Here is a 26,805-nt window from a genome sequence, read left to right as displayed (position 1 = left end):
ATTCCAGCTTATCTTAGTCAGCTATACGTAATCTAAAATATGCACAAATGCTCATGAAATGAATTTATGAGATGTGTGTGATCTGATTAGGGGGCCTTATGGAGCTCTTTACTTCAATGTCCGATGGTATGCAGTTTTTCGTGCAAATCATCGTTGTTCTAGCCTGTTTATTCTATGGCGCTAAAAAAGGCGGTTTAGCACTTGGTATGCTCGGTGGTATCGGCATCCTGGTTCTGATCTTCGTTTTCCACATTCAACCAGGCAAGCCTGCTATCGACGTTATGATTACCATCTTAGCGGTAGTAGTTGCCTCAGCTACACTGCAGGCTAGCGGTGGCTTAGATGTAATGCTGCAGATTGCAGAAAAGGTTTTACGTAAGAATCCTAAGTACGTAACCATCATCGCTCCATTCATCACCGGCTTCTTAACCATGCTCTGTGGTACTGGCCACGTGGTTTATACCATCATGCCGATTATTTATGACATCGCTATTAAGAATGGTATTCGTCCTGAGCGTCCAATGGCAGCCTCTTCCATTTCATCACAGCTTGCCATTATTGCATCCCCTGTATCAGTAGCAGTTGTTTCACTGTCTGCTTTCTTACTAGCCTCTGATCACAAGATCCCTGGATTTGACGGCTACTTAGACCTGCTTGCTGTAACCATTCCTAGCACCTTATTTGGTATCCTCTGCATTGGTATCTTCAGCTGGTTTAGAGGTAAGGATCTTGAGGACGATAAAGAGTTCCAAGAGAAGCTCAAGGACGAAGAGTTCAAGAAGTACGTATATGGTGATTCTAAGAGTCTTTTAGGCGTAAAGCTGCCTAAGTCTAGCTGGCTTGCCATGTGGATTTTCTTAGGCGCTATTGCTGCTGTGGCTGTGGTTGGTGCCTCTAATGACATCAAGCCTTCATGGGGTCAGAAGATGGCCTATGAGACCACTATAAGCGCCGATACTCCACTGCGTTGGACTTCTACTGGCTCAAATAAGGGTGAAATCAACCTTAAGGCATTAGGCTTTGATCAAGAGTCTGATCACGGTGCTGATAGCAAGTTCAAAGAGGCTATCAAGGATGGCACTATCACTGCTATCCCACTTAAGGACAAGATGGGTAATCCTGATATTAAGTACATCTCTATGGTGCATGTAATTCAGGCCTTTATGTTACTTGCTGGTGCCTTAATCATCATCTTTACTCCAACTGAAGCCAAGAAGATTGCCTCTAACGAAATCTTTAAGTCAGGTATGATTGCTCTGGTTGCTGTGTTCGGTATTTCATGGATGGCTGACACCATGTTCGCTGTGCACACCCCAATGATGAAAGAGTTCTTAGGTGACATCGTTAAAGAGCACCAGTGGACCTACGCTATCATGCTGCTGTTAATCTCTAAGTTCGTTAACTCACAGGCTGCTGCATTAGCCGCTTTCGTACCAATTGCCTTAGGCATTGGTGTAGAGCCTGGCATCATCGTAGCCTTTGCTGCAGCATGTTACGGCTACTACATTCTGCCAACCTACCCATCAGACTTAGCAACTATCCAATTCGATCGTACTGGTACTACTCGCATTGGTAAGTTCGTAATCAACCACTCATTCATTCTTCCAGGTCTGATTGGTGTAGCTTCATCATGCGTATTTGGCTACATCTTAGCTACCTTATTTGGCTATATCTAATACTGCAAACCTCTAAAGCTTATGCTTTAACAAGCTAAGCTAGAACCATAACCTAAAAGCCCTATTCCCACTCCGTTGGTCACATTTTTCCTTAGATCAATGAATGTGACAAATATGCGGCAATCAAAACTCACAAAATGAGGATGCGCCGCATATTTAAGCCATTCTTATAGGATCTTTACAGGTAGGCTATCTGCTCCTCGTCACCAGCGAGATCATCAGATATAGCTGGTGCTTCCTCATACTTCTCTCCTAACTTAGTACAAGACAATAGTGACGAAGGCATATTGATTCCTAAGCAATCAAGTACATATTTGTGCTTCTGGGATATAGGCTTCCATACTAAGCCGCTTTTGTATTTATCCACTACCATCTCGCTTAAAACCGAGAACACCTCTTTCTTTGATCTAAATACATCAGAGTATTTACCAGATCGTTCTTTGCGTGCCTGTGCCACTCGGTTACCAATATCAGAAGATATGATTAACGCAAGATACTGGAAGAATAGCTTTTGCATTAAACCTGCGTCGCTCTTACTCTTTGTTGTTCTTCCGCCAAGATGCTGCTTCATGTTCTGAATTTTTGTTTCAATGCTTACACGAGAATCGTAAAGCTTACGAACATCTAAAGAACTAAGTTTTAAGTTATTTGTGACTAACACCTGATACCCCTCATATCTGAGGTCATCGTTTACCTTATTCACAAATACAAATAGCTCTTTGCCTTCTTGACCTGGCTTATATTTCTCTGCATCAAAATCAGTGTATTCTGAAAGGATGGTTTGCTGCTCAGATGTTAGCTCACTAGCCTTTGAGTATGCTTCAATGGCTGCTCTTAACTCTTCTCTAAGCTTGCGTGCAGCGTCCTCGTAAATTCTACAGTTGTAGAAGACATGGTATCTAACACGCATTATTGCGTCTTTACGGGCTCTCTTACCCTGTACCGGCGTTGAATCATACTTGTAAGGATCATCTATGTATTCATAGCACTCATCGGCATTATCTCCTGAGAAATACGTGCCGTTAGTGTGAAGTCCTTTTTTTATCGCACGCTTAATAGCTTTACAGACATCAGTGTTGTCGCCCTTTCTGCAGTTTAATATGAAATGACCTCCATTGCGCTCAATTGCGACCATATTATCAAGGCTGGTATAACCTTTATCAGCTACAACGGTGTAGTTAGTTGATGTCAGGTTGTAGTTAGCTACTTTTTGCAATACGTTCTTAAATGCAGCAATATCGGTTGTATTGCCATTAAACACATCAATGCCAATCGGAGCGCATCCATTTGTAGCGTCACACATAAACTGCACATTCATTTGGTTTTGAAATTCGCCATTCTTCGCTCTGCCAGTTGTAACAAAGATGCGGTCTTTATTCTTATGGGCAATTGGACTTCCATCAACGAGAAGAACAATGCCATCCTCAATTATGTTTGTGTGGTTGATTTTGATGTATTCAGCAATGAAGTGCTTATGGAAAGTATCCATAAACTTTGGAGTTATGAGAGCAGCTATACGCTTTAATGTTGTTTTATGTGGAGACATCTCAATCATTGTTTCGTGCTCTTTGCAGAAGCGATTGAAACTTTCGTAAGTATTGTCTCCAGTTATGTTCATCTGAGCTAGATAGGCCTCAATATGGCGAGCATAGATGTATGCCTTGCGTGCGCTCATGTTGCGGCAAGCTTCTTTAAATGTGCGGATTAATGCATTGGACAAGCCTGTCTTATGAAATGAATCATCGACAAACAAGAAGCATCCACCTTTCTTTGTCGAGATTAGCTCTCGAGCACTATGGTCATTTGCAACAAAGCTTTCAGCATGATTTGTATAAACACTACTTGCATGTACCAACTCAGCTGGGTCTCTAGACATAGGAATGCCAGATGCAGATTTAATGACCTTACCGCTATCAGACAGCTCATAGTCACCGGTACCGATAACACCATCAATAAGCTCAGCATCTTCACTGTTCTGAACGTTAAGATTGCTTATTCGCTTTAGCGTGAATGAGCTATCTTCATTTCTATAGACAGCATAGTCTCTCAGCTCTGGATAATCCTGATAGAAAGACTCGTAGAACTGAACGTATCCAGTTCTTGTTCCTGGCTTCATCTTTCCAACAGTCTTTCGATCAATCGTACGAGAACGGCCCTTTCTAACGACGTTTCCTTGCTCATCCCTAAGTTCCTTTTCCCATACACCTTTGTAGGTTTGAACGTATGTTCTACCTTCAGGAAAGCATAGTTTTAGAGGAGGCAGCTTAGGGAGGCTCATGTTATTTTATCCTTGGTCTAAGTTTGAATATATAATTATATTTTAGCATAACTTAAATCAAGGAACAATGTATTTAGCTCAATGGATCAAGGAATCGCATATATTTATGCCATTAGATCAAGGAATTAAGTATATTTATACCAATAGATCAAGAATGTGACCAAAGGAGTTCCCAAGCAATAGGGCTTTTTTTTATGCGCAAAAGCCTAGTCTTTACTACTGCAACATGCCCCTAGGGCTCCTGCTATAAAGACTAATAGTCACGAAAAATCACTAAGACGCTCAGCACCCTTGTGTTAGTACGCAATGCTCTAACCAGCGTTAGTAAGCAATGCTTTAACCTGCAAATGACCATCTACAATGGCCTCAATAAAGCTGCTACGTGTGCACATATGTCATCTTTGTATGCAATGGATGCGTAGTGTATAAAGCAGTCAGTTGATGCGGCTAATAGCCTTCGCTGCCAGTTGATGCGTCTAATAGACTAGAAGATCTTTGACACAGCTAGTAGCTTTAGGTGGCTTTTAGCGTTAAAGGACTTATGATGAAAAGTAGCGCTTGGAAAAGTGAGGACACTTTGAGCCTGTGATAAGAGCAATAGCCAGTTGTCGGTGGGATTGAGGAGCAATCGTGGTGGCTTGTGTTTAGGGTATAAATTAGACTGAGCTATGGCGTGCATAGTCAGCCAAACTTATTTTTGGGGGCCATAAATGACAAAAGCCTTGTTCGTGCAAACAAGGCTCTTGGCAGGCTCAAAATTTGAGCCACAAACGACCGCAAACAAGAGTCTGCGGCCTTAACAGGAATTAAACCTGTCTGACTGTTAAACCTTCTCGCGGATACGAGCAGCCTTACCAGTACGTGAACGTAAGTAGTACAGCTTTGCACGACGAACGTCACCACGACGGGTAACCTTAACAGAAGCGATCATTGGGGAGTGAGTCTGGAAGACACGCTCAACACCCTCGCCAGAAGAGATCTTGCGAACGGTGAAAGAAGAGTTTAAGCCACGGTTACGCTTAGCGATAACGTTGCCTTCGAAAGCCTGCAGACGGGTCTTGTCGCCTTCTACTACACGTACTTCAACACGAACGGTATCACCTGGGTTGAATGCAGGGATGTCCTGACGAAGCTGCTCTTTCTCAAGCTGGTCAATAATTGGATGGCTAGCCATTTTTTACCTACCTAAAGTAAATTCTTCTAATCCTTGAGCTGTTTTTGCTCAAGGTATTCGTCTAAGAGCTTTTGCTCTTCACGATTTAGTAATCTTGACTGCAATAAATCAGGACGCCGCTCATATGTACGGGCTAATGCCTGCTGCAATCGCCAACGACGGATCTTTTCGTGATTGCCGCTCATTAACACCTCAGGAACTTCCATCCCGTCGATAACTTCAGGACGAGTATACTGAGGAAAGTGCAACAATCCGTCGGCAAAAGAATCCTCATGCGCGTTACGTATATCTCCTAGAACACCAGGAACCATACGTGATACCGCATCGATGACACACATAGCAGGGATTTCACCACCCGAGAGCACGTAGTCACCGATTGAGACCTCCAGATCGACTTCTTTCTGAAGGATACGCTCATCTATTCCCTCATAGCGTCCGGCTATAAGGATTAACGAACCCCAGTTATGGAATCGCGTGACCAGTGAGTGGCTAAGACGTTCTCCTTGCGGAGACATATACACGACTTTTGTTCCCTCAGGTGCTCTTTGTCGAGCTGCGCTGATTGCATCTCGTAACGGCTGTACTTTCATAAGCATACCTGGACCGCCGCCATATGGCTTATCGTCCACGGTTTGATACTTATCTAATGTGAAGTCTCGAGGATTCCAAACGTTGACCTCTATAAGGCCACGTTTGACAGCTCGTGACGTTACACCTGAATTACATACAGCACTGAACATCTCAGGGAAGAGCGATATTACACCAAACCACATATTTAAATCCTGTAAAGGTACCAGCATTGCTGGCGTTTAAACTCTTATTTGTCCTTTCAGGAGCGGTTTAGTAATCTTCGCCCCACTCAACCCGGATTGTCTTTGCATCGAGATCGACATGCGTAACAATCGGGCCTTTAACGTAAGGAATTAACCTCTCACGAGGTCCACCTTTCGTTTGGTCAGAGGGAGACACTACCATATAAGGAGCAGCTCCTTGATCCACAACCCTCGAAACAACTCCGAGGTTTACATCATCAAGACCGATGACTGTGCATCCTTCGAGGTCTACTAAGTAGAACTCGCCGTCTTGAAGTGCGGGCAAGCTTGAGCGCTTGATCCCGATATCCATGCCAGTAAGAAGCGCTGCTTCTTCCTTGACATTGACCGCATCTAGCTTAACTATAAAGCCGTCAGCATGCGGTTTCCAAGCTTCTACCTGAACCTCACGCCATTCTTCTCCACGCCGACGAATATACCATGGCGAGTAGTCAAAAAGGTTTTCAGGTTGCTCGGTAAAGGACTGAACTCTTAAGTAGCCCTTTAAGCCATAAGTAGAGCCTAGTCTACCCATGGAGCGTGGTGCATCATCGACCATTAGTCGGGTAATGCTTTATTAAGCTTCAGCAGGAGCTTCTGCAGCAGCAGCCTCAGCGGCGGCAGCAGCGGCCTCAGCCTCAGCCTTTGCCTTACGAGCAGCTACAGCCTTCTCGTACTTTGCAGTCTTGTAAGCTGCAACAGCCTCAGCGCCCATTTCCTCGTCCTTGATTAAACGAGCAACGCGGTCAGATGGCTGAGCACCTACACCCTTCCAGTAGTTAACGCGCTCCATGTCTAACTTGAGACGGACTTCCTTACCACGAGCGATTGGGTTAAAGAAACCAACCTCTTCGATGAAACGACCGGTTGCTGCAAAACGAGAATCAGCAACTACTACGTGATAGAAAGGACGCTTCTTAGCGCCAGCACGACGTAAACGAATGACTACCATTTCGTAATTAACCTATTTTAAAGTTCAAGCTGAGAGGTGCATAAGGACTAAATCGTTATGCGCTTCAGCCAAGATATCAATACAGAAGTGCGATTTTACATCTTTTCTCACAAAAATCAAGATCAAAGACGCATTTTTTGGCCTTTCTCCTATCAATCCCCTAATGCTTATGCTAACTAAGCTGTGATCTTGCCTTTTAATCATCGCACTGATGGAGCTTAAAACGCATAAACATAGCCTTTGTTACCCCATCGCTCTATGATCTTGATCCTAGTGACCGAAAGTTTAGGGATCTTACGTTGATGTACGCTTCATGAGCTTGTGGTGATCTTATATGGCGACTGTATATAAGCTGCCTATAGTGGATATAAAAAAAGGCAGCCATCTTTAGCTGCCTTCTTTTTTCATTATAGATGTGCGCTCAAGTTTGTCATCTTGTAGCGAGGATGTACGCATCTATAGTGGTGATCTTTTCATCTAGCCTAGCGCTTAAAGCCACCGCCACCCATTGGAGGCAGGCCACCGCCGCCCATCATGCCGCGCATCATACCACCAGCGCCCATCATACCGCGCATAGTGTTCATGATACCCTTCATGCCGCCACGCTTGAACATCTTCATTGCTTTTTGCATCTGTTCAAACTGACGTAAGAGCTGATTTACATCACTTACATCTACACCTGCACCTGCAGCGATACGCTTTTTACGTGATCCCTTTAAAAGGTCAGGGTGATTTCGCTCCTTTGGAGTCATGGATAGTATGATAGCTTCAGTATGCTTGAGCTGATCATCAGTGACCTTGGAGCCTACTTTCTCTAAGAGTTTGGCACCACCTGGTAGGTTACTAATGATGTCATTCATCGAACCCATCTTCTTCATCTCACGAATCTGATCTAAAAAGTCTTGAAGAGTAAAGGTTTCACCCTTCTTCAACTTATTAGCCATCTGTTCTGCCTTAGCAAGATCGGTCTTACGTGACATCTCTTCAACTAATGAGAGCACGTCACCCATGCCAAGGATTCGAGAGGCGATACGGTCAGGATGGAAAGGTTCCAAAGCTACAACCTTTTCACCCATACCGATGAACTTAATTGGCTTACCAGTGATCTGACGAACAGACAGAGCAGCACCGCCACGGGCGTCACCGTCAGCCTTAGTTAAAATTACACCAGTTAAAGGCAGAGCTTCAGCAAAAGCTTTAGCGGTATTGGCAGCGTCCTGACCGGTCATGGAGTCAACCACGAACATGGTCTCGGTAGGCTCACAGATAGCGTGAAGCTCTTTAACCTCGTTCATCATCTCTTCGTCTACTGCAAGACGACCTGCAGTATCGATAATCAGAACTTCGGTATAACGACGCTTTGCCTCAGCCATTGCATCTTTTGCAATTTGCTGAGGAGTTGAGGTTGGATCAGATGGGAAAGAATCAACGCCAATCTCTTTAGCTAAAGTATGCAGCTGATCAATAGCGGCTGGACGGTAGGTATCAACAGATGCCACCATCACAGTCTTCTTTAAGCGCTCTTTGATATATAAAGCAAGCTTACCTGCTGAGGTAGTCTTACCAGCACCTTGAAGACCCGCAAGCAAGATTACTGCAGGAGGCTGGTGGGCAATATTAAGTTCGCTATTAGCTGCACCCATAGTCTCGGTGAGCTGATCGTATACGATCTTAACGAACTCTTGGCCTGGTGTAAGACTAGTGCTTACTTGAACACCTAAGGCACGCTCTTTAACTTTAGCAGTAAAGTCTTTAACAACGCTCAGGGCTACGTCTGCCTCAAGCAGGGCAGTTCTTACTTCACGTAAAGTGCTCTGAATATTGTCTTCGGTAATACGACCCTGACCTGAGATATTTTTCAGGGTGCGATTAAGTCTTTCGGATAAATTCTCAAACATCGAGGTACTATCTTCCCGAAGTTAGAAGTATTAACAAAACCGTGTAGTCATACGCCTACTTTAGTAGCAAGCGATCTGGCTTAAACACATTGTGCAACGGTGTTCTTATTACTTAAGAATGAAACTGTAGACGTCATTTGCTACAAGATAGCTAGACTATAGCCACTCACTTTTGTCAGTTACTAATGCAACTGCATGTAGTTTAACCACTCAACAAAACTAAGCTGAATATGTGAGTGTGTACTTAGAGCGTGACATACAAATGACGTGATCTTATGCCCCTTAACTTACCGCTAGTAAAACTAAGTCTTACGTAAGATCAAGATCGTAACGGATCTCATTGGCCGGGCAAAAGCCGCTCATCATTATACACTGATGGCCTATATATCCCAAACTACGCCTAATAACGGAGCGAGTAATCGCTGCATTTTGCTTAATTAAGTATCTACTTTTTTATTTATCGCGTAAAACACTATTGATGGGAGGTACCTTTATACACACCAAGCATGAGATAAACAGTGCCTATGATCGCTCTAAGAATGTGAAATGATTTTGTTCTTTTAGATGTGGATGCGGTGATCTTTGTAAGGAGGAGTTTTAGAAAAGATCTGATGGAAGTGTTAGTTTTTTCATGCCTATAAATAAATAATCCCGCAATGCATGAACATTACGGGACTCAGAACAAAAACAACTAACTATTGGCAGAGCAAAAGCTCCGCTCTACTTTCACAGGCTTACGCCTTTGAAACTTTTTTGTGGCTAAGGCCTAAATATCGTAGAAGCCGTCACCCTTGGCACGAGCAATAATGTTTGGAGGCATCATCTTCTGCATTTCATTTTGCAGATAGGTACGCTTAGTCTTCTCGTACTCGTTGAAGTATAGAGAATGGTAGAGCCATGAATATGCTTCTTCATAATAGGCAGGAGCGCCTAAGCCACGGACAAGCATATCGGCCCACTGCAGACGTGCAGTTCGAGAGCCTAAAGAAGCTGCAGCTCTCATCAGAGTAACTGCTTTTTCCTTGCTATGTGGTACTAAGTAACCACGCTCGTGGAAATCGGATAAACGGATCATTGCTGGCGCATAAGCATGGTCAACTGCTTTCTTGATGTAATCAAGACCAAGCTCGACGTCCTGCTTTACGCAAGTTCCAGTAATCAGCATATCACCCCAGACGTACTCGAATGCAGGCATACCTACGATACGGGCACGGTCTTCAATATCAGGAGTGAACTGACACTTATCACGCTCACGAATCACCTTCATGTAAACGCCGCTCTCAACATAGGTGTTGAGCTCGTCTACGGTGTATACGTTAACGTTTGAGTTATCGTCTTTGTACTTCTCAAGTGTGCTTTCAATTGCCTTGCGTGCTGCTAAAGCTTGAGTGTCAGTAACCTTATCGTATTCTGACGACACGCTAGCGTAAGCAGAACTTGAGAGGGCAGCCATAAAGGCCACCGCTAAAGCTAGGGGCTTTCTCATAAGTAATCCTTGCCAATAGTTTAATAGTTGTTGTTCTTACCTATTCTATCGCCAAATCGTTGCCGTTTTTTCATACTTTTTGCCAAAAAAGGCAAAATTTTCCTCTACACTTTACAAAAAGCGCTTATTTATAGGGTTTAAAGCTACTGCACCACAAAAGAAAAAAGAGCTTCAATAGTTCCAACAATACAAGTTTTTAGCTTATGTCAGTGCTTTTGTGAAATGTTAACCGCGATTAGGCTACTTTTGCCCTCCCCAAAAACCAATAACTAGCCACTGTAGCTCTGATCTTTTGATCTCTAAAACCAATAACTAGCCTCTGTAGCTCTGATCTTTTGATCTCTAGATGCCGCAACAACACTAGACAATGCCTTGCACTGTGAGGTTCTCAATACCGATACTAGCAATAGAGCTCTGATCTTTATGCCCACAATACCAGCGGTGATCCTATACCCACCTGTAATCCTTTGATCCACGATCTTAAAAAGCATCTAATCTTGAAGCGACATACACAAAGCTCCCAACCACGCCCATACTGCGATCTCTCATTGATCCTCATAAAGAAGCACAGCGCTTATTTGTGCGCCTTTAGCTCATAGGAAGCTCCATAATCCTAATAAAACGATCTTAATGGCATCATCATTATTGGCAAACTGAACTGAGATCTCAGCGCTAGTTAAGCGGTGAGCGTACGATCTTGCTGTGATCTTATAATAGATACACACATGTGATCTTGATCGTGGGCACATGTATGGCACTCAGGCATAAAAAAAGGAAGCACATGGCTTCCTTTTTTTAATTTAGCTGTTTGATACAGCCTTAATTTAATTAGGATTACTTGTTCTCAGCAACCCACTTCTGACCGAACTCAACACCCTTCTTGATGTTGCCTTCTAATACAGACTTAGCCTCGTCAAGGCACTTCTGCTCGTAGTCAGAAACTGGGCCGAAGTCGATAACGCGCTTCCAACCCTCGGTGCCGAACTCAAGACGCTGTGCGAAGAACTGGCCGTACTTTGAACCGCCCTCAACATAGCCGTACTCGGTAACACCTGGCTCACCAGCTAAGCCACGGCCTACCTTCAGAGCAAAACGAGCACCTGCTAAAGCCATGGACAGGGTAGCAGAACCTGCACCAGCCTTAGCCTCAACAACCTCAGTACCAGCTTCCTGAATACGCTTGGTCAGCTGCTCGATACGCTCCTGAGAGATGGTCTCGTAGCCGAGAACCTTGGAGAGTAATGGGAGGATGGTGTTGCCAGAGTGACCGCCGATTACTGGAACCTGCATGTAAGCCTTGGAGAGGCCTAACTCTTCAGCAAGGAAAGTCTCGGAGCGGAGAACGTCTAATGCAGAAACACCGAATAAGCGGTGTGGATCGTATACACCCTCAGACTTTAATACTTCAGCTGCGATAGGTACAGTTGAGTTAACTGGGTTGGTGATGATGCAGATGCAAGCCTTAGGGCAAACCTTGGCGCAGTTCTTAACTAAGTTAGCGATGATGCCTGCGTTGATGTTGAATAAGTCATCACGGGTCATGCCTGGCTTACGTGCAACACCTGCTGGGATAACAACAATGTCAGCACCCTCAAGTGCCTTAGGAAGGTCATCACCAGTGAAGCCCTTTACGCAAACATCGGTAGGGATGTGGCTTAAGTCAACAGCAACACCTGGAGTGAAAGGAGCTACGTCATATAAAGACAGAGCTGAGCCAGCTGGTAATTGGGTCTTTAAGATTAAAGATAATGGCTGGCCAATACCACCTGCTGCACCTAAAACGGCAACCTTCATTTTTATATCCTCATGCGTAAAGCAAGCCGGAATTTGACGATCTCGCTCTGAACTATGAGCATCTGATCTATACCTGACTAAAACACAGCCCTTATTACGCTTATAGGTTGTGAACATCAAGCATCCCGGACTCCGGTTAAAATCTGTTTTTGCAGTTATACAACGCAATGTGCGTATTGAGCACAGTTCTTACTGCAAATTTGCTAGAGGGCCATATTGTCAGTTGCTTATAGCAGCTGATAAGAGTTATTGCCCGCTGCAATTCTCCATTTTAGCAAAACATACCAAAGCTGCTTCTTATTTTTCCATTCTTTGTTGAACTTGTGCGCACCCTCAATTTTTTAGCGCTTTACTGACATGGCCGCAACCATAAACGCACCATTTCTACCGCTCATTGCCCTATGATCTTGACGCTTTGCATGAATTGTCACTGCAAAATTTGCAAACTATCCACAACCATGCTCAAAACTATTCAGCTATAAGCCATAAGATCACCCTCGTAATACAGATGCACTTATTAATCTGCTCAAAGATCAAACCATAAAAAAGCCGCCTAGATCTAACTTGTTAGTGCAAGCAAGACATAGGCGGCGTATATGCTCTAATCATCTGATGCCATGGACTTAGCTTATAAAAAGTTCATGCTCAATATTTGTAATCAAGCATGAACCTCTCAAGTAAAGCCGTGCTCAGGGCAACTGAGCTTCGTTTGGTATTAGACCTGAGCGAAGTTTAAGAGCTTGTAAAGAGTTTGCTCATTACCACTTAAGCATTCAGTGAGCTTAAAGTACTCTTCCTTAGTTGGAATGTAACCTAAACGAGCACATACAGCACACAGCTCAGCAGAAGCTAAGTATACCTGTGAGCCCTTACCTAAACGGTTAGGGAAGTTACGGGTTGAGGTTGAGATTACAGTGGCATTCTCTGCAACGTGAGCCTGGTTACCCATACATAATGAACAGCCTGGCATCTCCATACGAGCACCAGCTCTTACGAAGGTTGAGTATAAGCCTTCAGCACGCAACTGAGACTCGTCCATACGGGTTGGAGGAGCCATCCAGAAGCGGCACTTGCTTTCCTGAGATAGGCCATTAAGGATAGAGCCTACAGCACGGTAATGACCAATATTGGTCATGCATGAGCCAACAAAGATCTCGTCGAGCTTAGTACCAGCGCACTCGCTTAATGGGTAGGCTGCATCAGGATCGTTTGGCACGCAGAGCACAGGCTCATCAATCTCGTCCATGTTGATCTCAAGAATTGCAGCATACTCACAATCTGCATCAGCCTGAATGCGTGATGGGTTAGCAATAAACTCATCCATAGCTGCAGCACGACGCAGCAGTGCATCCTTATCCTTGTAGCCCTCTTGAGCCATTTCCTTTAATAAAGCTGAGTTGCTCTTTAAGTAAGCACATACGCTATCTAAGTTCAGATCAATAGCGCATGCTGCAGCTGAACGCTCAGCAGAAGCATCAGCAAGCTCAAAGGCGTGCTCTACAGAAAGATCCTCAAGACCTTCAATCTCGAGAATACGACCTGAGAAGACGTTGATCTTACCCTTCTTATCTAAGGTGAGCATACCCTGCTTTCTAGCAAAGTAAGGGATGGCATGAACTAAATCACGCAGAGTAATACCTGGCTTACGAGTACCAGTAAAGCGTACTAATACAGACTCAGGCATATCTAAAGGCATCATACCTGTAGCTGCAGCAAAGGCAACTAAGCCAGAGCCAGCTGGGAATGAGATACCTAAAGGCATACGGGTATGGCTATCACCACCAGTACCTACAGTGTCAGGCAGACACATGCGGTTTAACCATGAGTGAATAACACCATCACCAGGGCGCAGAGCTACACCACCACGTTCAATCATGAACTTAGGCATGCTCTTGTGGTTTTCTACGTCTACTGGACGTGGATAGGCACAGGTATGACAGAATGACTGCATCACTAATGGAGCAGTAAACTTAAGGCATGCTAAGTCCTTAAGCTCATCACGAGTCATTGGACCAGTAGTATCCTGAGAACCTACAGTAGTTACCTTAACTTCAACGTACTGACCTGGACGAACACCCTCAAGGCCACAAGCACGACCTACGATCTTCTGAGCACGAGTAAAGCCCTTCTTGCTTTCACATGAGCAAGTGCTGCTTTCTTTGGCAAAGACATCAGGTAAGTCCTTACCTAAGAACTCACAAGCACGCTTGGTAAGTGCACGGCCAATAATAAGAGGAATACGGCCACCTGCTCTTACCTCATCAATTAGGCTTGGACGCAGGCTAAAGCTTGCTGCTACTTCACTTTGACCTTGCTTAGTTACAGTGCCTTTGTCGAAGTTAACTTCAATGACATCGCCAGTATTGAAAGCTGATACATCAAGCTCAATTGGCAGAGCACCTGAGTCTTCTAAGGTGTTATAGAAAATTGGGGCGATCTTACCGCCTAAAACTAAACCACCAGCTTTCTTGTTTGGAACACCCTCGATCTCATCACCAAAGTGATAGAGAACAGAGTTAGTGCCAGACTTACGTGAAGAACCAGTACCAACCACGTCACCAACAAAGACTACTGGTAAACCTTTAGCCTTTAAGGAGTTAATGAGTTTAACTGGGCCAGTTACACCCTCTTCATCTGGAGTTAAACCATCACGAGAGTTTTTGAACATGGCCAGAGCGTGCAGTGGGATATCTGGACGTGACCATGCATCAGAAGCAGGTGAGAGATCGTCGGTGGTGATCTCGCCTGTAACCTTAAATACGGTATAGCTACGGGATGCAGGCAGAGCATCACGTGAGGTAAACCATGAAGCGTCAGCCCAACGGCTAATCAGCTCTTTGGCATTTACAGAGCCTTCTTTTGCAAGCTTAGCCACATCATCAAAGGCATCGTAGATCATGAGAGTGTGCTCAAGTGCATCTACGGCATCTTCGCCAAGCTCTGCATCATTTAAAAGAGAGATCAGCGGGGCAACGTTGTAGCCGCCTTTCATATTACCAAGCAGCTCTACAGCCTGCTCTGGACTTACTAATGGACTCTCAACTTTGCCAAAAGCAACTTCAGATAAGAACTCAGCCTTAATCTTGGCGGCCTCATCCACACCAGGTGGAATACGGTTAGCCAGAAGATTAAATAAAACGGTCTCAGAACCTGCTGGCGGATCCTTTAACAGTTCAATAAGCTCACTAACCTCAGAGCTGTTCAATGGCAGCGGCTCAATGTGCTGACGTGCTCTCTCATTAGCTTTTAGGAAATAGTCGGATAAATACTCTTGAGCCATAGTGCCCCTCATCCCCCTGAAATCTGTGAATAACTGCAATCTCAATGTGAACAGAGATCAAACAGTCAAATTATCTAGACAAGTCTAGCCAACTTTTTGCGGCTACAACTTAGTGCACCACATTAATGCAATATATTTTCAGCCTCTACCATCTTGCACCAGATCTGTAATAAAGCCTAGCAGCTCACTTAACAGCGCGCATGAGCCTAGCAAGCGCTAACAGATGGTGTTGAATGCTAGTCGTGCAACACGCCGATGCGGCTATAGCTATGCCGTGGAATGCTAGTCGTGCGGCACGCCAATGCGGCTGTTGAATGCTAGTCGTGCGGCACGCCAATGCGGCTGTAATCAAAGTAAGGGCCTGGATCGGTCTTGCGGGTTGGAGCTACCTCTGAATGAGAGGCTATGCGATCTCCAATGAGAGGGTATGCCTCTTTTATGAGTGGAAGAATCTGATTTAAGGCAGCATATTGCGCATCGGTATAGACGTCGCTATCAGTGCCCTCAAGCTCGATACCAATACCAAAGTCATTACACTCTAGCTGGCCTTTATAAGAACTACGCCCTGCATGCCAGGCACGATCTAGGAAGGATACGTACTGAGTTATGAGACCGTCACGGTTGATAAAGAGGTGGGTGGATAGCTCCATATTACAAATATCTTTGAAGTATGGATGATCCTCACCATGCAAGGAGTTAGTAAAGAGCTGATCGACATATGGACCACCGTACTGAGCAGGCGGTAGCGAGATGCAGTGCATGACAATCATGGAAATCTCGCCTTTTGGTCTCTTATTGAAGTTCGGGGTAGGAACCTGCCTTATGCCCTCTCCTTCAAGCCATCCTGATACTATCCTCATGCACCCTCCAAGCTAAAATCCTTTAGTAAACTTAGTCTTGAGCATAAGCCCGATTGCTACTTATGACAAGATCTAGGCAAATGCCGCTACTAGTAAATCGAATATCTGAGGTGATTGGATAAGGAAGGCCTTATTAGATGACAGGAATTTGAACGACTTAATCGACAGCTGGCTTAATTTCTTATGGATATTAGGCTCATGGTGATCTGTGGCTTTGGAAAACTTGGTGGGTAAAAACAAAAACCGCCTTAGCACTTTGAGGCGCTAAAGCGGTCTTTAATCAAATACTCTACTATCGCTAGTCAGATTATTAATTAGTTAAGAACTAACTTGTGGCCTGCCATTACTGGAGCACAATCACGCTCGCCTAAGAAGTCGATGGCGTTGTTAGTTGCTCTCTCACGCTCGATTTCGATAACTTCGTAGTTAGCTGCATCAGCTAAAACAGCACGTAAGAGCATATTGTTAAGCTTGTGACCAGTCTTGTATGCCTTGAAGTTGCCTAAGATGCTGTGACCATTCATGTAGAGGTCACCAATAGCATCTAACATCTTGTGCTTAACAAACTCGTTTGGATAACGCAGACCGTCTGGATTGATCACGCGGAAGTCATCGAGCACTACAGCGTTCTCAAGTGAACCACCTAAAGCAAGGTTGTGGCTATGCATGTACTCAACATCACGCATGAAGCAGAAAGTACGTGCACGAGAAAGCTCTTTTACGAAGTTCTTACCAGAGAACTCCATAGCAAAGTGCTGCAGCTCTTTGTCCATTGCTGGGTGATTGAAATCGATAGTGAGATCAACACTAAAAGCATCAGATGGAGTCAGCTCAGCCCACTTGTCGCCATCCTCAACACGTACTGGACGCTTTACGCGGATGAACTTCTTTGGAGCATTAAGCTCTTGAATGCCAGTTGACTCAAACAGGTAGATGAACGGCTGAGATGAGCCATCCATTACAGGGAGCTCTGGTGCGTTGACATCAACATACAGGTTATCAATACCTAATGCGCTTAAAGCTGCAGTTAAGTGCTCAACAGTTGAAATACGAACACCGTCAAGGTTAACTAATGCGGTGCACAGCTGAGTATCGCGCACTGCCTCTGGCTCGCACTTAATTGATACCTGAGGATCTAAATCTGTACGGGTATAGACAATACCAGTGTCGGCTGGAGCAGGGCGAAAAGTTACTTCTACCTTCTTGCCTGAATGCAGGCCAATTCCGGTAGCAGAAACCGCTTCTTTTACTGTTCTCTGTAGTACCATGGAATTGCTCTCCTACGACTATGTATCAGAACTGAATGCAAAGGCATCTTTGCAATCTAAATCCGCATAATTCTAATACAAACTTTGATCAAAATCATGTTTTTTTGACATCTTATCTCAACAATAAATATCGATCGAGACAAAAGAGATGATTTTGACTATCTCAGGACTATTTAACAAATAGTCTTGCTGATAAAAAAAGATTAGTACAACGGATCTTACATGTACAGTATAGCCTTATAAACTTAGCGCTAAATTGGATTCACATCAAAATTGTCTTCAAGCCCTAAGCTTAAAACTAGTTGCTTACTAAATAACTTGGTTGCCTCTTTAACTCACTGCTGTCGATTAGACATCCAAAATTACAGATAGTTCCCACAAAAATATTAGTACTGCACCTTGCGCCATAATGCTATTTGTATATGTAGGCAGATTAGAGCCTACTAAATTCTTAACATCCTAAGCATTAGCAGACAAGAGGCAAAATTCCCCAAACTCAAAGCTACTAATGCACTTAAATGTTTGTTAATGCTTTACTAGAAGTTCTTAGAAGAGAACTGCTGATGCTTGCACAAGGTACAGCTATGCTGGCATCTGGCTTTTGCAAAAGACGTGATTGAAATGAACAGCTGCTATATCGGGAGATGTTGTGGAGCTCAAAAGAAAGGCTCTTAAGGCGCAAGACTGAGGCCTAGAAACGGAAGGGCGGCACATCATGGTGTTTTACCTTACAGGTGCTAGACCTTGACGGTGGTTTTACCTGACGTGCCGCATGCCTTAAGGACGTGGTGCCTTAAGGCATCTATTAAAATACGGGACTTTTAGAAACGCTTAGATGAGACCTCTTGAGAGATACGCTCAGCTAAGGAATCAAGCTCTCTGGTGATGCTTTGTGCGTCGTTAACCAAGGTTGCATTGTTCTGGCTATTTGCACGCAGCTCATCGGAGGACTGCTCAATCATCTGAATAGAGTCTGACTGAGTTTGTACTGAGTTCTTTAAGGTGTGGATATTCTCAATGAGTAAATCTGCAATTGAGATAATGTCATTGAGGCTGCTCTGAGTGACGCTAGCAAGTGAGCGCACCTCATCAGCTACCACAGCAAAGCCACGACCATGCTCGCCGGCACGGGCTGCTTCAATTGCAGCATTCAGTGCCAGTAAGTTAGTCTGGTCAGCCACCTCACGAATCTTGGCTACTACGTTTTGAATGCGAGAGGCGTTTTCCTCAATCTCAATAGTACGACGACCTACTTCAACATTGGACTGAGTAATATTTCTAGTTGCAGCCAAAGTACCATCAATAAGGCCGAGCTGCTCTTCAAGAGCGGTTGCTACAGTTGATACAGCTAAGGTTTGCTGGCTAGACTTATCCTTTAAGTGATCAGACAGTTCCTTGTACTCACGTAGCAGAGCACAGACAGCATCGCCTAAACGGTTAATACCAGTTAACAGATGGCTGTACTGGCCTTCAAACTCATTGCTATTGATACGCGCCTGGAAATCGTTTTGAGCGTATGAACCTAAGACCGTAGTTGCCTCATTCATAACAGTATTAACAGTGGCAATGGTATGGTCTAAAGAGTCGATGAGCACAGAAATATACTTATCGTTACTCTTATAGCCAACCTGATCCTTAAGGTTACCCTTGTTCACATTATCAATGGTATTTTGCACGGCAAGCATTGCTGCCATATTGTCCTTAAGACCAGCCTCGATCTTATCACCCATATTACACAGAGTCTGAACTGCAGAACCAATTTCATCAACAGTGGAAGGACGCTGCATATTAGGCTCATTAGTCTTACGCTCAAAGAAATCTGAGAATGAAGTAATGTTCAGATGTAGCAAGCTTAAGCGTTGGTTAAGGATACGTGAGATATAGCTGTTAAAAGCAAGCAGAGCTAAGATCATTACCACGATAACAACACTAGACTGCAGCAAAATGCTCTTGAGTGGGGCCATAACCTCAGACTTAAGTACACGACCAACAATGATCCACTCAAGCGTAGGATCTTTAATAGCTACTAAAATGTATTCCTGCCCATCTCGTTTTGAGGTAAAAAATGCAGAGTGACCTGGGTTGTTAACCGTCTGTAAGATCACATCGAGCATACCAGGCTCGATATCATTTACATTGGTCTTGAGAATATAATCCTGATTGGTATGCAGCTGAATTAAGCCTGCGTCATTGATACAGAAGAAGTATCCTGACTTGCCTAATTTCTGAGCCTTGATCATATCCTTCATGCTATTGATCTGAGCAGAAGCGCCAGTAATACCGATAACCTTGCCGTTCGTATCTTTAACCTTGTAGTTAATATATAAGGCAAGATCTCCAGTATTACGATCCTTATCCATGTTTACTTCATAGTCGCGAGCAGAGTTCACAATGCCCTGCATCCATGAGTCTTTACCGTTAATGTCCAATGCACCGGCATTATCACCATTGAAGAAGTAAACATTAGAGATAAACGAGGCTAGGAAAGTAGAGAACAGATTGTTGTTTTCCTTGATTGCCAGACTGCTTTCCTTAAACAAAGCCTTTCCAGACTCTGGCTCACCCTTTTGCATCCAGTCGATAGTGTAAACAGATTGAGCCATCGAGCGAGAGAGTGCAATGTATGGATCAATGTTTGCGCGTATGTTGCTTGCGATGATATTAGTTTCAGCTGGCAGCTGTTTTGAAATGATCTCGCCTTCAATCAATGCCGCTGAAATACGATAAAACACTGCAGTAATGGAGATAAATGCCACTACAGCTGCAGCAACTGAAATCAAACCAATACGCTTTACCAAGGAGTGCTCAATTTTAGGTGACTTGCTAGAATCACCAGCACCTTGACCTTTAAATGACGCGTTCAGATTAAGCGCTGACATTGCAGCTCCTTCCTAATAAACAGGCTTGTTATTGCCTATATAAGCATGCGACTCTCAAGCATTAATTCCATGTCCTGTAATTAAGAAATTAAGTTTTATAAGACATGCAAGTGCAAACTTCATCTTTAATCGATATGGCCGTAATATTGATGAGCTATATGAAATTAACAGAAGCTTGTTTATGTAGAGCAATTTAGATTGCTTATTGAGAAAATCGAAGTCCTTATGTAGTAACTATGCCTGAAGATGATGTACCAAAACTAATGTGCAATAGAATGTAAGAGCACCTAAAACAGCAAGGCAAAGAAGGTTATAAAGCAGATTGTGAAACGTAAATATCTCGCTTTAAAACTCCAAATCTTTGTCTGATTTCTTAAATTGCTACACCACATGGTTTAAACAGATAGAAAAAAAAACATCCTCTGAAAACCAAGGTATAGCAAACTAACATAGATATTTATCCATAATCACTAAATTTAGTGTTGAAGCTCTAGCCTGCCCATTCATCTGACAGTTGTCAAATGGCACTGAAAATTGATGACATGGCAATTGCTGCACTATGGATAAAAGCAGCTGGTGTTTGTCAACAAATGCAATAACGCCTATGTTAAGCTCGGACTAAGAAATTATTTAAAGTCGATCAAGGCCAATCGCATAAGGACGCCCATTTTAAAGCACTTTGCATCGATTATTAAGCAAAATCGATGGCAATGTGAAATATAGAAGCACCACTATGGGCTCAACATAAATGGAGCTTGTTGAAAAACCATTCTATAACAGCTATCTCAACTATGACCATGCAATTGTGATATATAACATATCTGCCTAGTTACAGCATCATAGACTACGAATGAATGCCAGTCTAATCACATTAATTTGATTAATCATCATCGAATTTGTAACGACTATCACGCAACCCTTTTACCCAAAGCCATTACCACATGCAATAAGCTAAGCCTGCTTACATCAGAAAATCACACGTCAAATATAAGTATCAGCCATAGATATCACTTATGCCTCAGCTTTCACTGTTTTCCACTATACTTTAATCCCATGCCATTAAGATTAAAAGTTAATAGAGCGTACAATTGAAAAAGGCGTTGCCATGCAACGCCTTTTTCAATGCAAACTGATGTTATCTATGCGCTAAATCTTGTTACGGAAGACTTCTGGCATTTCCTCATCGAAATCAGAGCCTACAGCCTTAGCGTATTGCTGCTCAGTTTGTACGGGAGCATCACTTGGTGCATATGTAGCAGCCTGAGCAGCTGGAGCTACAGGAGCTGCTGAAGCACTACGATCTGCTGTCTGTACATTCTTTCTTAAGAAGCTATCGTCCATGGACTTAACAGGCAGAGGAGTATTTGAGCCTAAGTTTTGAGGAATAGCATGGGCTCGAGTAATATTTTGTGAAGAACCAGAATAGGCATCATCATTAGAGTTAAAGCCTGTAATGATAATGGTGATCTCGATTTCGTCCTCGTTTAAAGAGTCATCGAAAATCAGACCGTACTTAATATCAGCCTCTGGATCGGTGTAACTTAAGAGCTGAGTATTCACCATATCCCAATTTAAGATTGGGAAGTTTGGACTTACATGAGCATTAACGAGCATACCTGTAGCACGCTTAACATCACTAGAGCTCATAAGTGGGTTATGTACAGCATTGTGTACTGCATCAGCAATAAAGTTAACACCACGACCACGGCCAAGACCAATTAAGGCATGACCACGAGAGCGCATAATGATATCAACGTCAGCTAAGTCTAAGTTAATGAAGCCTGCACCTGTAATTGCGTCGGAAATGCCACGTACTGCGTTATACAGTACAGCATTAGCCTCATTGAAGGCATTTAATACAGAGATATTCTGACCAAGAGACTTTAAGAGCTTATCGTTATCAACCACAACGATAGAGTCAACGTACTTAGTGAGCTCAGTAATACCTGCATTGGCATTGATAGTACGATTACGTCCTTCAAAGTAGAAAGGACGGGTCACAACTGCAATGGTAAGCGCACCTAACTCTTTAGCAATCTGAGCTACAACAGGAGTTGCACCTGTACCGGTACCACCACCGAGACCTGTAGTTAAGAATACGATTTTAGAGTCCTGCAGAATTTGCTTTAAGTCCTCACGAGACTCTTCAGCAGCTTCGCGACCCTTATATGGATTACCTCCAGCACCCAGACCATTAGTCTGTCTTACACCGATCTGTACCTTCAGTGATGCAGTAGAACGGTTTAATGTCTGAGCATCAGTATTTACAGCAATGAACTCAACGCCTTGCAGGCTTTGATTAATCATATACTGCAGCGAGTTACAACCACCGCCACCAATACCGACGACACGAATCATAGATCCAAAGTCTGCTGGACTGCTAGGTGATACAGACTGCACAACAAAGTCGCTCATAAGTCTCCTCAGGTGCACATCTGCGCACGCTTTCTTATACAGGTGATTTTAAATTATAGCGCGTATATGCCATCTTTTCCAAGTCATATACTTTCAGCATGAGACAAGGCCTACCCAGAATGCCACGAATACACAATATAATTAAAAAAATTACATCGTATCTATGTATGTAAATGCTCTAAAAAAAGCAAGCTTAGCCTTCGTTTCTAACTTAACTCATGCTCATGCAATGAAATCTCGATGCTATAAAAAGCTTGTCCGTATAAGACTTTGTCAAAGCATAAAGTAAAAGCTTTAATGTAATTACAAATTTAGGATACAGCTAAAAAACCATACCAAAGGAAAAAGCTATGAATATGGAGGAATGTAGATAAGAAATGCAATTTACCGTGAGGATAAAGGAATGGAGGTTACTTAAGAAGTAGTAGCTTAGGATATGAGATGCATAAAAAAGCCCGGAGAACCGGGCTTTTTAGCGTACTGCATGGGAGTATGCAGTACTCGACACTAAAGTTAATGGAAAATTAAACCTTGTTACGGAAGATTGTTGGCAGCTCGTTGGCATCATTCCAATCATCGCCAACAGCCTTGTTACCAAGTGAGGCTTCCTTAGCTTCAATGTTGGAGTAGCCAGTTGGAGCCATACCAGTTGCCTGGGAGTAGTTGCGACCAGGAACTGACTGTGGGCGCTGTGCTGGAACATCCTGTGGCATGCGCTGCTGAGCAGGAGCATAACCATTCATCTGAGCCTGTCTAAAGAAACCAGGGTCCTGTGGAGCTGATGGGCTATTGCGTCGATTGTTGACACTTGAGCGCACTGCAGCTGCAGCATTGTCCTTAGAGTTAGACTCTGAACCAGAGATACCAGTAATCAGAATAGTAACCACGATCTGATCTTCAGCGATTTGATCGTCGAAAATAATACCGTACTTGCAGTCTGCCTCGTCATCAGCGTAGTTCTGAATTTCCTTACAGATCTGCTCCCACTTAGCAATTGGGAAGTTATGGTTAATACGTGCGTTCACGAGCAGACCGGTTGCACTCTTAATATCAACCTGATCAATCAGAGGTGAGTGAATAGCACGCTGTACAGCATCTTCAATGAAGTTTGCACCCTGACCTACACCGTTACCGATCATGGCATGGCCACGACCACGGGTAATGGTCTTAACGTCAGAGAAGTCCAAGTTAATGTAACCAGGAGCAGTAATAGAATCGGTAATGCCCTTAACAGCATTTAACAATACATCGTTAGCCTCGTTGAAGGCGTTGATGATTGAGATGTTTGAACCTAAGTTCTTAAGGAGCTTGTCGTTATCAATAACGATAAGAGAGTCAACGTGCTTTGACAGCTCGGTAATACCAGCCTCAGCATTAACCATCTTACGACGGCCTTCGAAGTTGAAAGGCTTAGTAACAACAGCAATGGTGATAGCACCAGTCTCTTTGGCGATTTCTGCAATGATAGGAGCAGCACCAGTACCGGTACCACCGCCCATGCCAGCAGTAATGAAAACTAAGTCAGAATTAAAGAGTAACTTCTTAATATCTTCCTTACTTTCCTCAGCAGCCTTACGACCCTTATTTGGATCACAACCTGCGCCTAAACCGTTAGTCAGCTTAACGCCGATCTGTACCTTTAATGGGGCAGTTGAGCGGTTTAAAGCCTGAGCATCGGTGTTTACGGCAATAAACTCAACTCCGGTGAGACTTTGATTGATCATGTGCTGCAGTGAGTTACCACCGCCGCCGCCTACACCTAAAACACGAATCACGCACTTTTGAGCAGAGTGAATGCCTGCTTCAGTTCCGGCAGTACTTGGGACTACTGAATCCACAACAAAATCGTCCATAAAACTCCCATAAGGTAGATACTGAGCATCTTACTTAACATTAGTGTGTCGTACATTATACCCTTAAAACTCTGCAAATATCATCATCGTAGCCTCACAAAGATGACTAATATGTGGAATCTCGCACAGTTTTGGTACAGGCCTAGGGTATTAAGGCCTAACAAAATAGCTTCAACACGCCATTTTGTCTCATTTTTAGAGGTGGCTAAATTGCAAGTATGCCATGTATAAAAGCCACCTAAAAAATCTTATAGCAGTCAAAACATCGAGTTTTACATGATTATTTGCATATGTATGCATAATCTTGCTCTTTGTTAAATGACCGCACGCACTTATCTTAACGTGTACGTTCTTAGCAATTCACGATAGAACTACACATATTCATCGTTAAGAAGTGCGCTACCTATTTTGCAAACTAAAACTCGTGAGCAAGCCAGTTTCTAATCCAGGTGTAACCACGTTTAATCACACCATTAGAAGCCTTTTCTTCTTTTTGCATAGCTAAATTACGATGCTCTTGAGCTGTCAGTGAGTTAGCAAAACGCAAGAGACCTACAGCTGTGGCACAATCAGGCTTGGCAACTTCATCAGATCCTGTTACACCGCAAGGAATACCAACGCGAGCCTTCACACGCTGGCTACTGTCACGAGGAGCAAGCATGTTAGAAGCTAAGGTAGCCATACCGCGTGTACAAGCAACACCGCCTGTGAGCACGAAACCAGCACCGAGAGTAATATCAATGCCCTCAGTACGCTTCTTGTGATCAATACGATCTGAAACTATCTTGAGAATGTCGCTAAGCTTAAGACCAATTACTTTGGCCAAATCACTAAAAGCAACAGCTCGAGGCTCTTCTCCGTTGTTAACTGGGATAGATAAGCCTTTGTTCTTATTTTCCTCAGTTAATAATGCTGGATGAGCTAAGCCATAATTAACCTTGATCATCTCGGCAGTAGACAGAGGAATGCCGTAACGAGTAGCAATCTCGCGAGTGATACCAGTGCCACCTTGCTCAACGCCGAAGGTCATCACAAGGTCATTTTGATCATAAACAGATACGTTTACAGAACCACCACCGATATCAATTAAACAAACACCAATCTCTTTTTCTTCTTCGGTTAAGACTGCATCAGCAGCGGCAATACCTGAGTAGATTACATGATCAATGTTAAAACTCTTTGTAAGCTTGGTAAAAGCAGAGCGGAAGTTACTCTCTTGATCCTCATTACAGTTAATCAAGTGCGCATTTACCTTTAATCGAGAGCCACGCATATTAATTGGGTCATCACGAGTAGTAGTGCCTGAAAGAGTATAGCTATTTGGAATAAGATGAATTAAATGCTTGTACTCGCCAAAGACAATTGCACGCACATCTTCAATAGCATGGTCGCGATCAGATACAGTTACATATGAGGTAGGAACAGTTGCGGAACCAGATTCATTACATGATTCAATATGGCGACCAGAAATGCCCATTACGCAATGAGAGAAAGTTCTACCTGTTTTATTCTCATAATCGTCAATCAATTCAGCAAGCTTGTCAGCAAGCTTATCGATACTGCTTACTGAAGAATTACTTACACCTGATGAGGACACTTCAGCATAGTAACTGATGTTTACAATATTTTCCTCATCAACGCTGCCTGCAATAAGACGAATCTTAGAGGTGCCAATATCGACTGCTACCAAAGGATCTGGGGCGTTGTCATGATCTTTAGCCGCCTTGTCCCCTTTTAAAAACATGCAATATCTCCTGTCCTCTTGACTGACTTGTTCAGGGGTTGCACTCCCTGATAGCTGTATGACCTAGTTATTTAGATCGCCATTCTATCTAAATAGCTAAATCTTATCCGGTAGAAACACAAATATGTTGCCATTCAGTGCATGGTCTTTGTCGTTAATACGTTATGAAGCTTAAATCACTTATCGTGCACAAAACACTAAAGATACTTAAAAGCAAAATTACCTATTGAGGCGCGACCGTTTCAGGTGGATTACGGTCACCCACTGCAAAACCATTGACATAGCGCAAATCTACATAGGAAATCTCGCTGAGCTTCAATTTGGTCTGAGGGAATGCTAGAAGAAAACGTTTAAGGCGAATAAAAGGCATATCTTCTGTCGCGGCACGACCTAAGATAAGCCAAACATCTCCCTCAAGTAATATACGATAGCCGCG

At 43.5% G+C, this 26,805-nt stretch carries 15 protein-coding genes and 2 pseudogenes; 1 reads left to right on the top strand and 16 read right to left on the bottom strand.

The window, feature by feature from the left end:
* Positions 1 to 98: 98 nt before the first annotated feature.
* Positions 99 to 1,676, top strand: coding sequence for an anaerobic C4-dicarboxylate transporter (locus RDO37_RS05265; protein WP_308498352.1), 1,578 nt, complete (start codon positions 99 to 101; stop codon positions 1,674 to 1,676).
* 178 nt (positions 1,677 to 1,854) lie between these two features.
* Here RDO37_RS05265 and RDO37_RS05260 read toward each other — a convergent pair whose 3' ends face one another.
* The 16 genes and pseudogenes from RDO37_RS05260 to RDO37_RS05185 all read right to left on the bottom strand — a co-directional run.
* Positions 1,855 to 3,954, bottom strand: coding sequence for a transposase (locus RDO37_RS05260; RefSeq protein WP_308498351.1), 2,100 nt, complete (start codon positions 3,952 to 3,954; stop codon positions 1,855 to 1,857).
* Positions 3,955 to 4,777: 823 nt separating this feature from the next.
* Positions 4,778 to 5,128: a 50S ribosomal protein L19 gene (gene rplS, locus RDO37_RS05255; RefSeq protein WP_027939114.1), complete on the bottom strand. Its 351-nt coding sequence runs from the start codon at positions 5,126 to 5,128 to the stop codon at positions 4,778 to 4,780.
* A gap of 26 nt (positions 5,129 to 5,154) precedes the next feature.
* Positions 5,155 to 5,901, bottom strand: a complete 747-nt coding sequence (gene trmD / locus RDO37_RS05250; protein WP_027939115.1) for a tRNA (guanosine(37)-N1)-methyltransferase TrmD — start codon at positions 5,899 to 5,901, stop codon at positions 5,155 to 5,157.
* Positions 5,902 to 5,968: 67 nt separating this feature from the next.
* A complete protein-coding gene (rimM, locus tag RDO37_RS05245; RefSeq protein WP_027939116.1) occupies positions 5,969 to 6,499 on the bottom strand; it encodes a ribosome maturation factor RimM in 531 nt (176 codons plus the stop codon).
* A 147-nt stretch (positions 6,500 to 6,646) separates the two neighbouring features.
* A pseudogene (gene rpsP, locus RDO37_RS05240) lies at positions 6,647 to 6,892 on the bottom strand (30S ribosomal protein S16); the annotation flags it as partial.
* 482 nt (positions 6,893 to 7,374) lie between these two features.
* Positions 7,375 to 8,790: a signal recognition particle protein gene (ffh, locus tag RDO37_RS05235; protein WP_027939117.1), complete on the bottom strand. Its 1,416-nt coding sequence runs from the start codon at positions 8,788 to 8,790 to the stop codon at positions 7,375 to 7,377.
* 766 nt (positions 8,791 to 9,556) lie between these two features.
* Positions 9,557 to 10,276 carry a tetratricopeptide repeat protein gene (locus RDO37_RS05230; RefSeq protein WP_156907519.1) on the bottom strand — a complete coding sequence of 240 codons (720 nt, stop codon included), beginning with the start codon at positions 10,274 to 10,276 and terminating at the stop codon, positions 9,557 to 9,559.
* Positions 10,277 to 11,110: 834 nt separating this feature from the next.
* The gene (gene mdh / locus RDO37_RS05225) at positions 11,111 to 12,070 is read right to left on the bottom strand and encodes a malate dehydrogenase (protein ID WP_027939120.1); all 960 of its coding nucleotides are present in this window, start codon (positions 12,068 to 12,070) and stop codon (positions 11,111 to 11,113) included.
* Positions 12,071 to 12,785: 715 nt separating this feature from the next.
* Positions 12,786 to 15,350: a bifunctional aconitate hydratase 2/2-methylisocitrate dehydratase gene (locus RDO37_RS05220; RefSeq protein WP_281710723.1), complete on the bottom strand. Its 2,565-nt coding sequence runs from the start codon at positions 15,348 to 15,350 to the stop codon at positions 12,786 to 12,788.
* 317 nt (positions 15,351 to 15,667) lie between these two features.
* On the bottom strand, positions 15,668 to 16,210 hold the full coding sequence (ampD, locus tag RDO37_RS05215) for a 1,6-anhydro-N-acetylmuramyl-L-alanine amidase AmpD (protein ID WP_027939122.1): 543 nt from the start codon (positions 16,208 to 16,210) through the stop codon (positions 15,668 to 15,670).
* A gap of 314 nt (positions 16,211 to 16,524) precedes the next feature.
* Positions 16,525 to 17,478, bottom strand: a complete 954-nt coding sequence (lpxC, locus tag RDO37_RS05210) for a UDP-3-O-acyl-N-acetylglucosamine deacetylase (protein WP_044121326.1) — start codon at positions 17,476 to 17,478, stop codon at positions 16,525 to 16,527.
* A gap of 821 nt (positions 17,479 to 18,299) precedes the next feature.
* Positions 18,300 to 20,357 carry a methyl-accepting chemotaxis protein gene (locus RDO37_RS05205; RefSeq protein ID WP_308498350.1) on the bottom strand — a complete coding sequence of 686 codons (2,058 nt, stop codon included), beginning with the start codon at positions 20,355 to 20,357 and terminating at the stop codon, positions 18,300 to 18,302.
* A 1,146-nt stretch (positions 20,358 to 21,503) separates the two neighbouring features.
* Positions 21,504 to 22,772, bottom strand: coding sequence for a cell division protein FtsZ (gene ftsZ, locus RDO37_RS05200; RefSeq protein WP_052338865.1), 1,269 nt, complete (start codon positions 22,770 to 22,772; stop codon positions 21,504 to 21,506).
* 524 nt (positions 22,773 to 23,296) lie between these two features.
* Complete coding sequence (gene ftsZ / locus RDO37_RS05195) at positions 23,297 to 24,625, bottom strand: cell division protein FtsZ (protein WP_052338866.1); 1,329 nt, start codon at positions 24,623 to 24,625, stop codon at positions 23,297 to 23,299.
* A gap of 415 nt (positions 24,626 to 25,040) precedes the next feature.
* Positions 25,041 to 26,369, bottom strand: a complete 1,329-nt coding sequence (gene ftsA / locus RDO37_RS05190; protein ID WP_027939124.1) for a cell division protein FtsA — start codon at positions 26,367 to 26,369, stop codon at positions 25,041 to 25,043.
* Between the two features lie 223 nt (positions 26,370 to 26,592).
* A pseudogene (locus RDO37_RS05185) lies at positions 26,593 to 26,805 on the bottom strand (hypothetical protein); the annotation flags it as partial.

The sequence above is a fragment of the uncultured Anaerobiospirillum sp. genome (assembly GCF_902485895.1).
GTDB classification, from domain to species: Bacteria; Pseudomonadota; Gammaproteobacteria; order Enterobacterales; family Succinivibrionaceae; genus Anaerobiospirillum; species Anaerobiospirillum succiniciproducens.
Note: the sequence above shows the minus strand (reverse complement) of the source record. Positions and strands in the feature narration are given on the sequence as shown.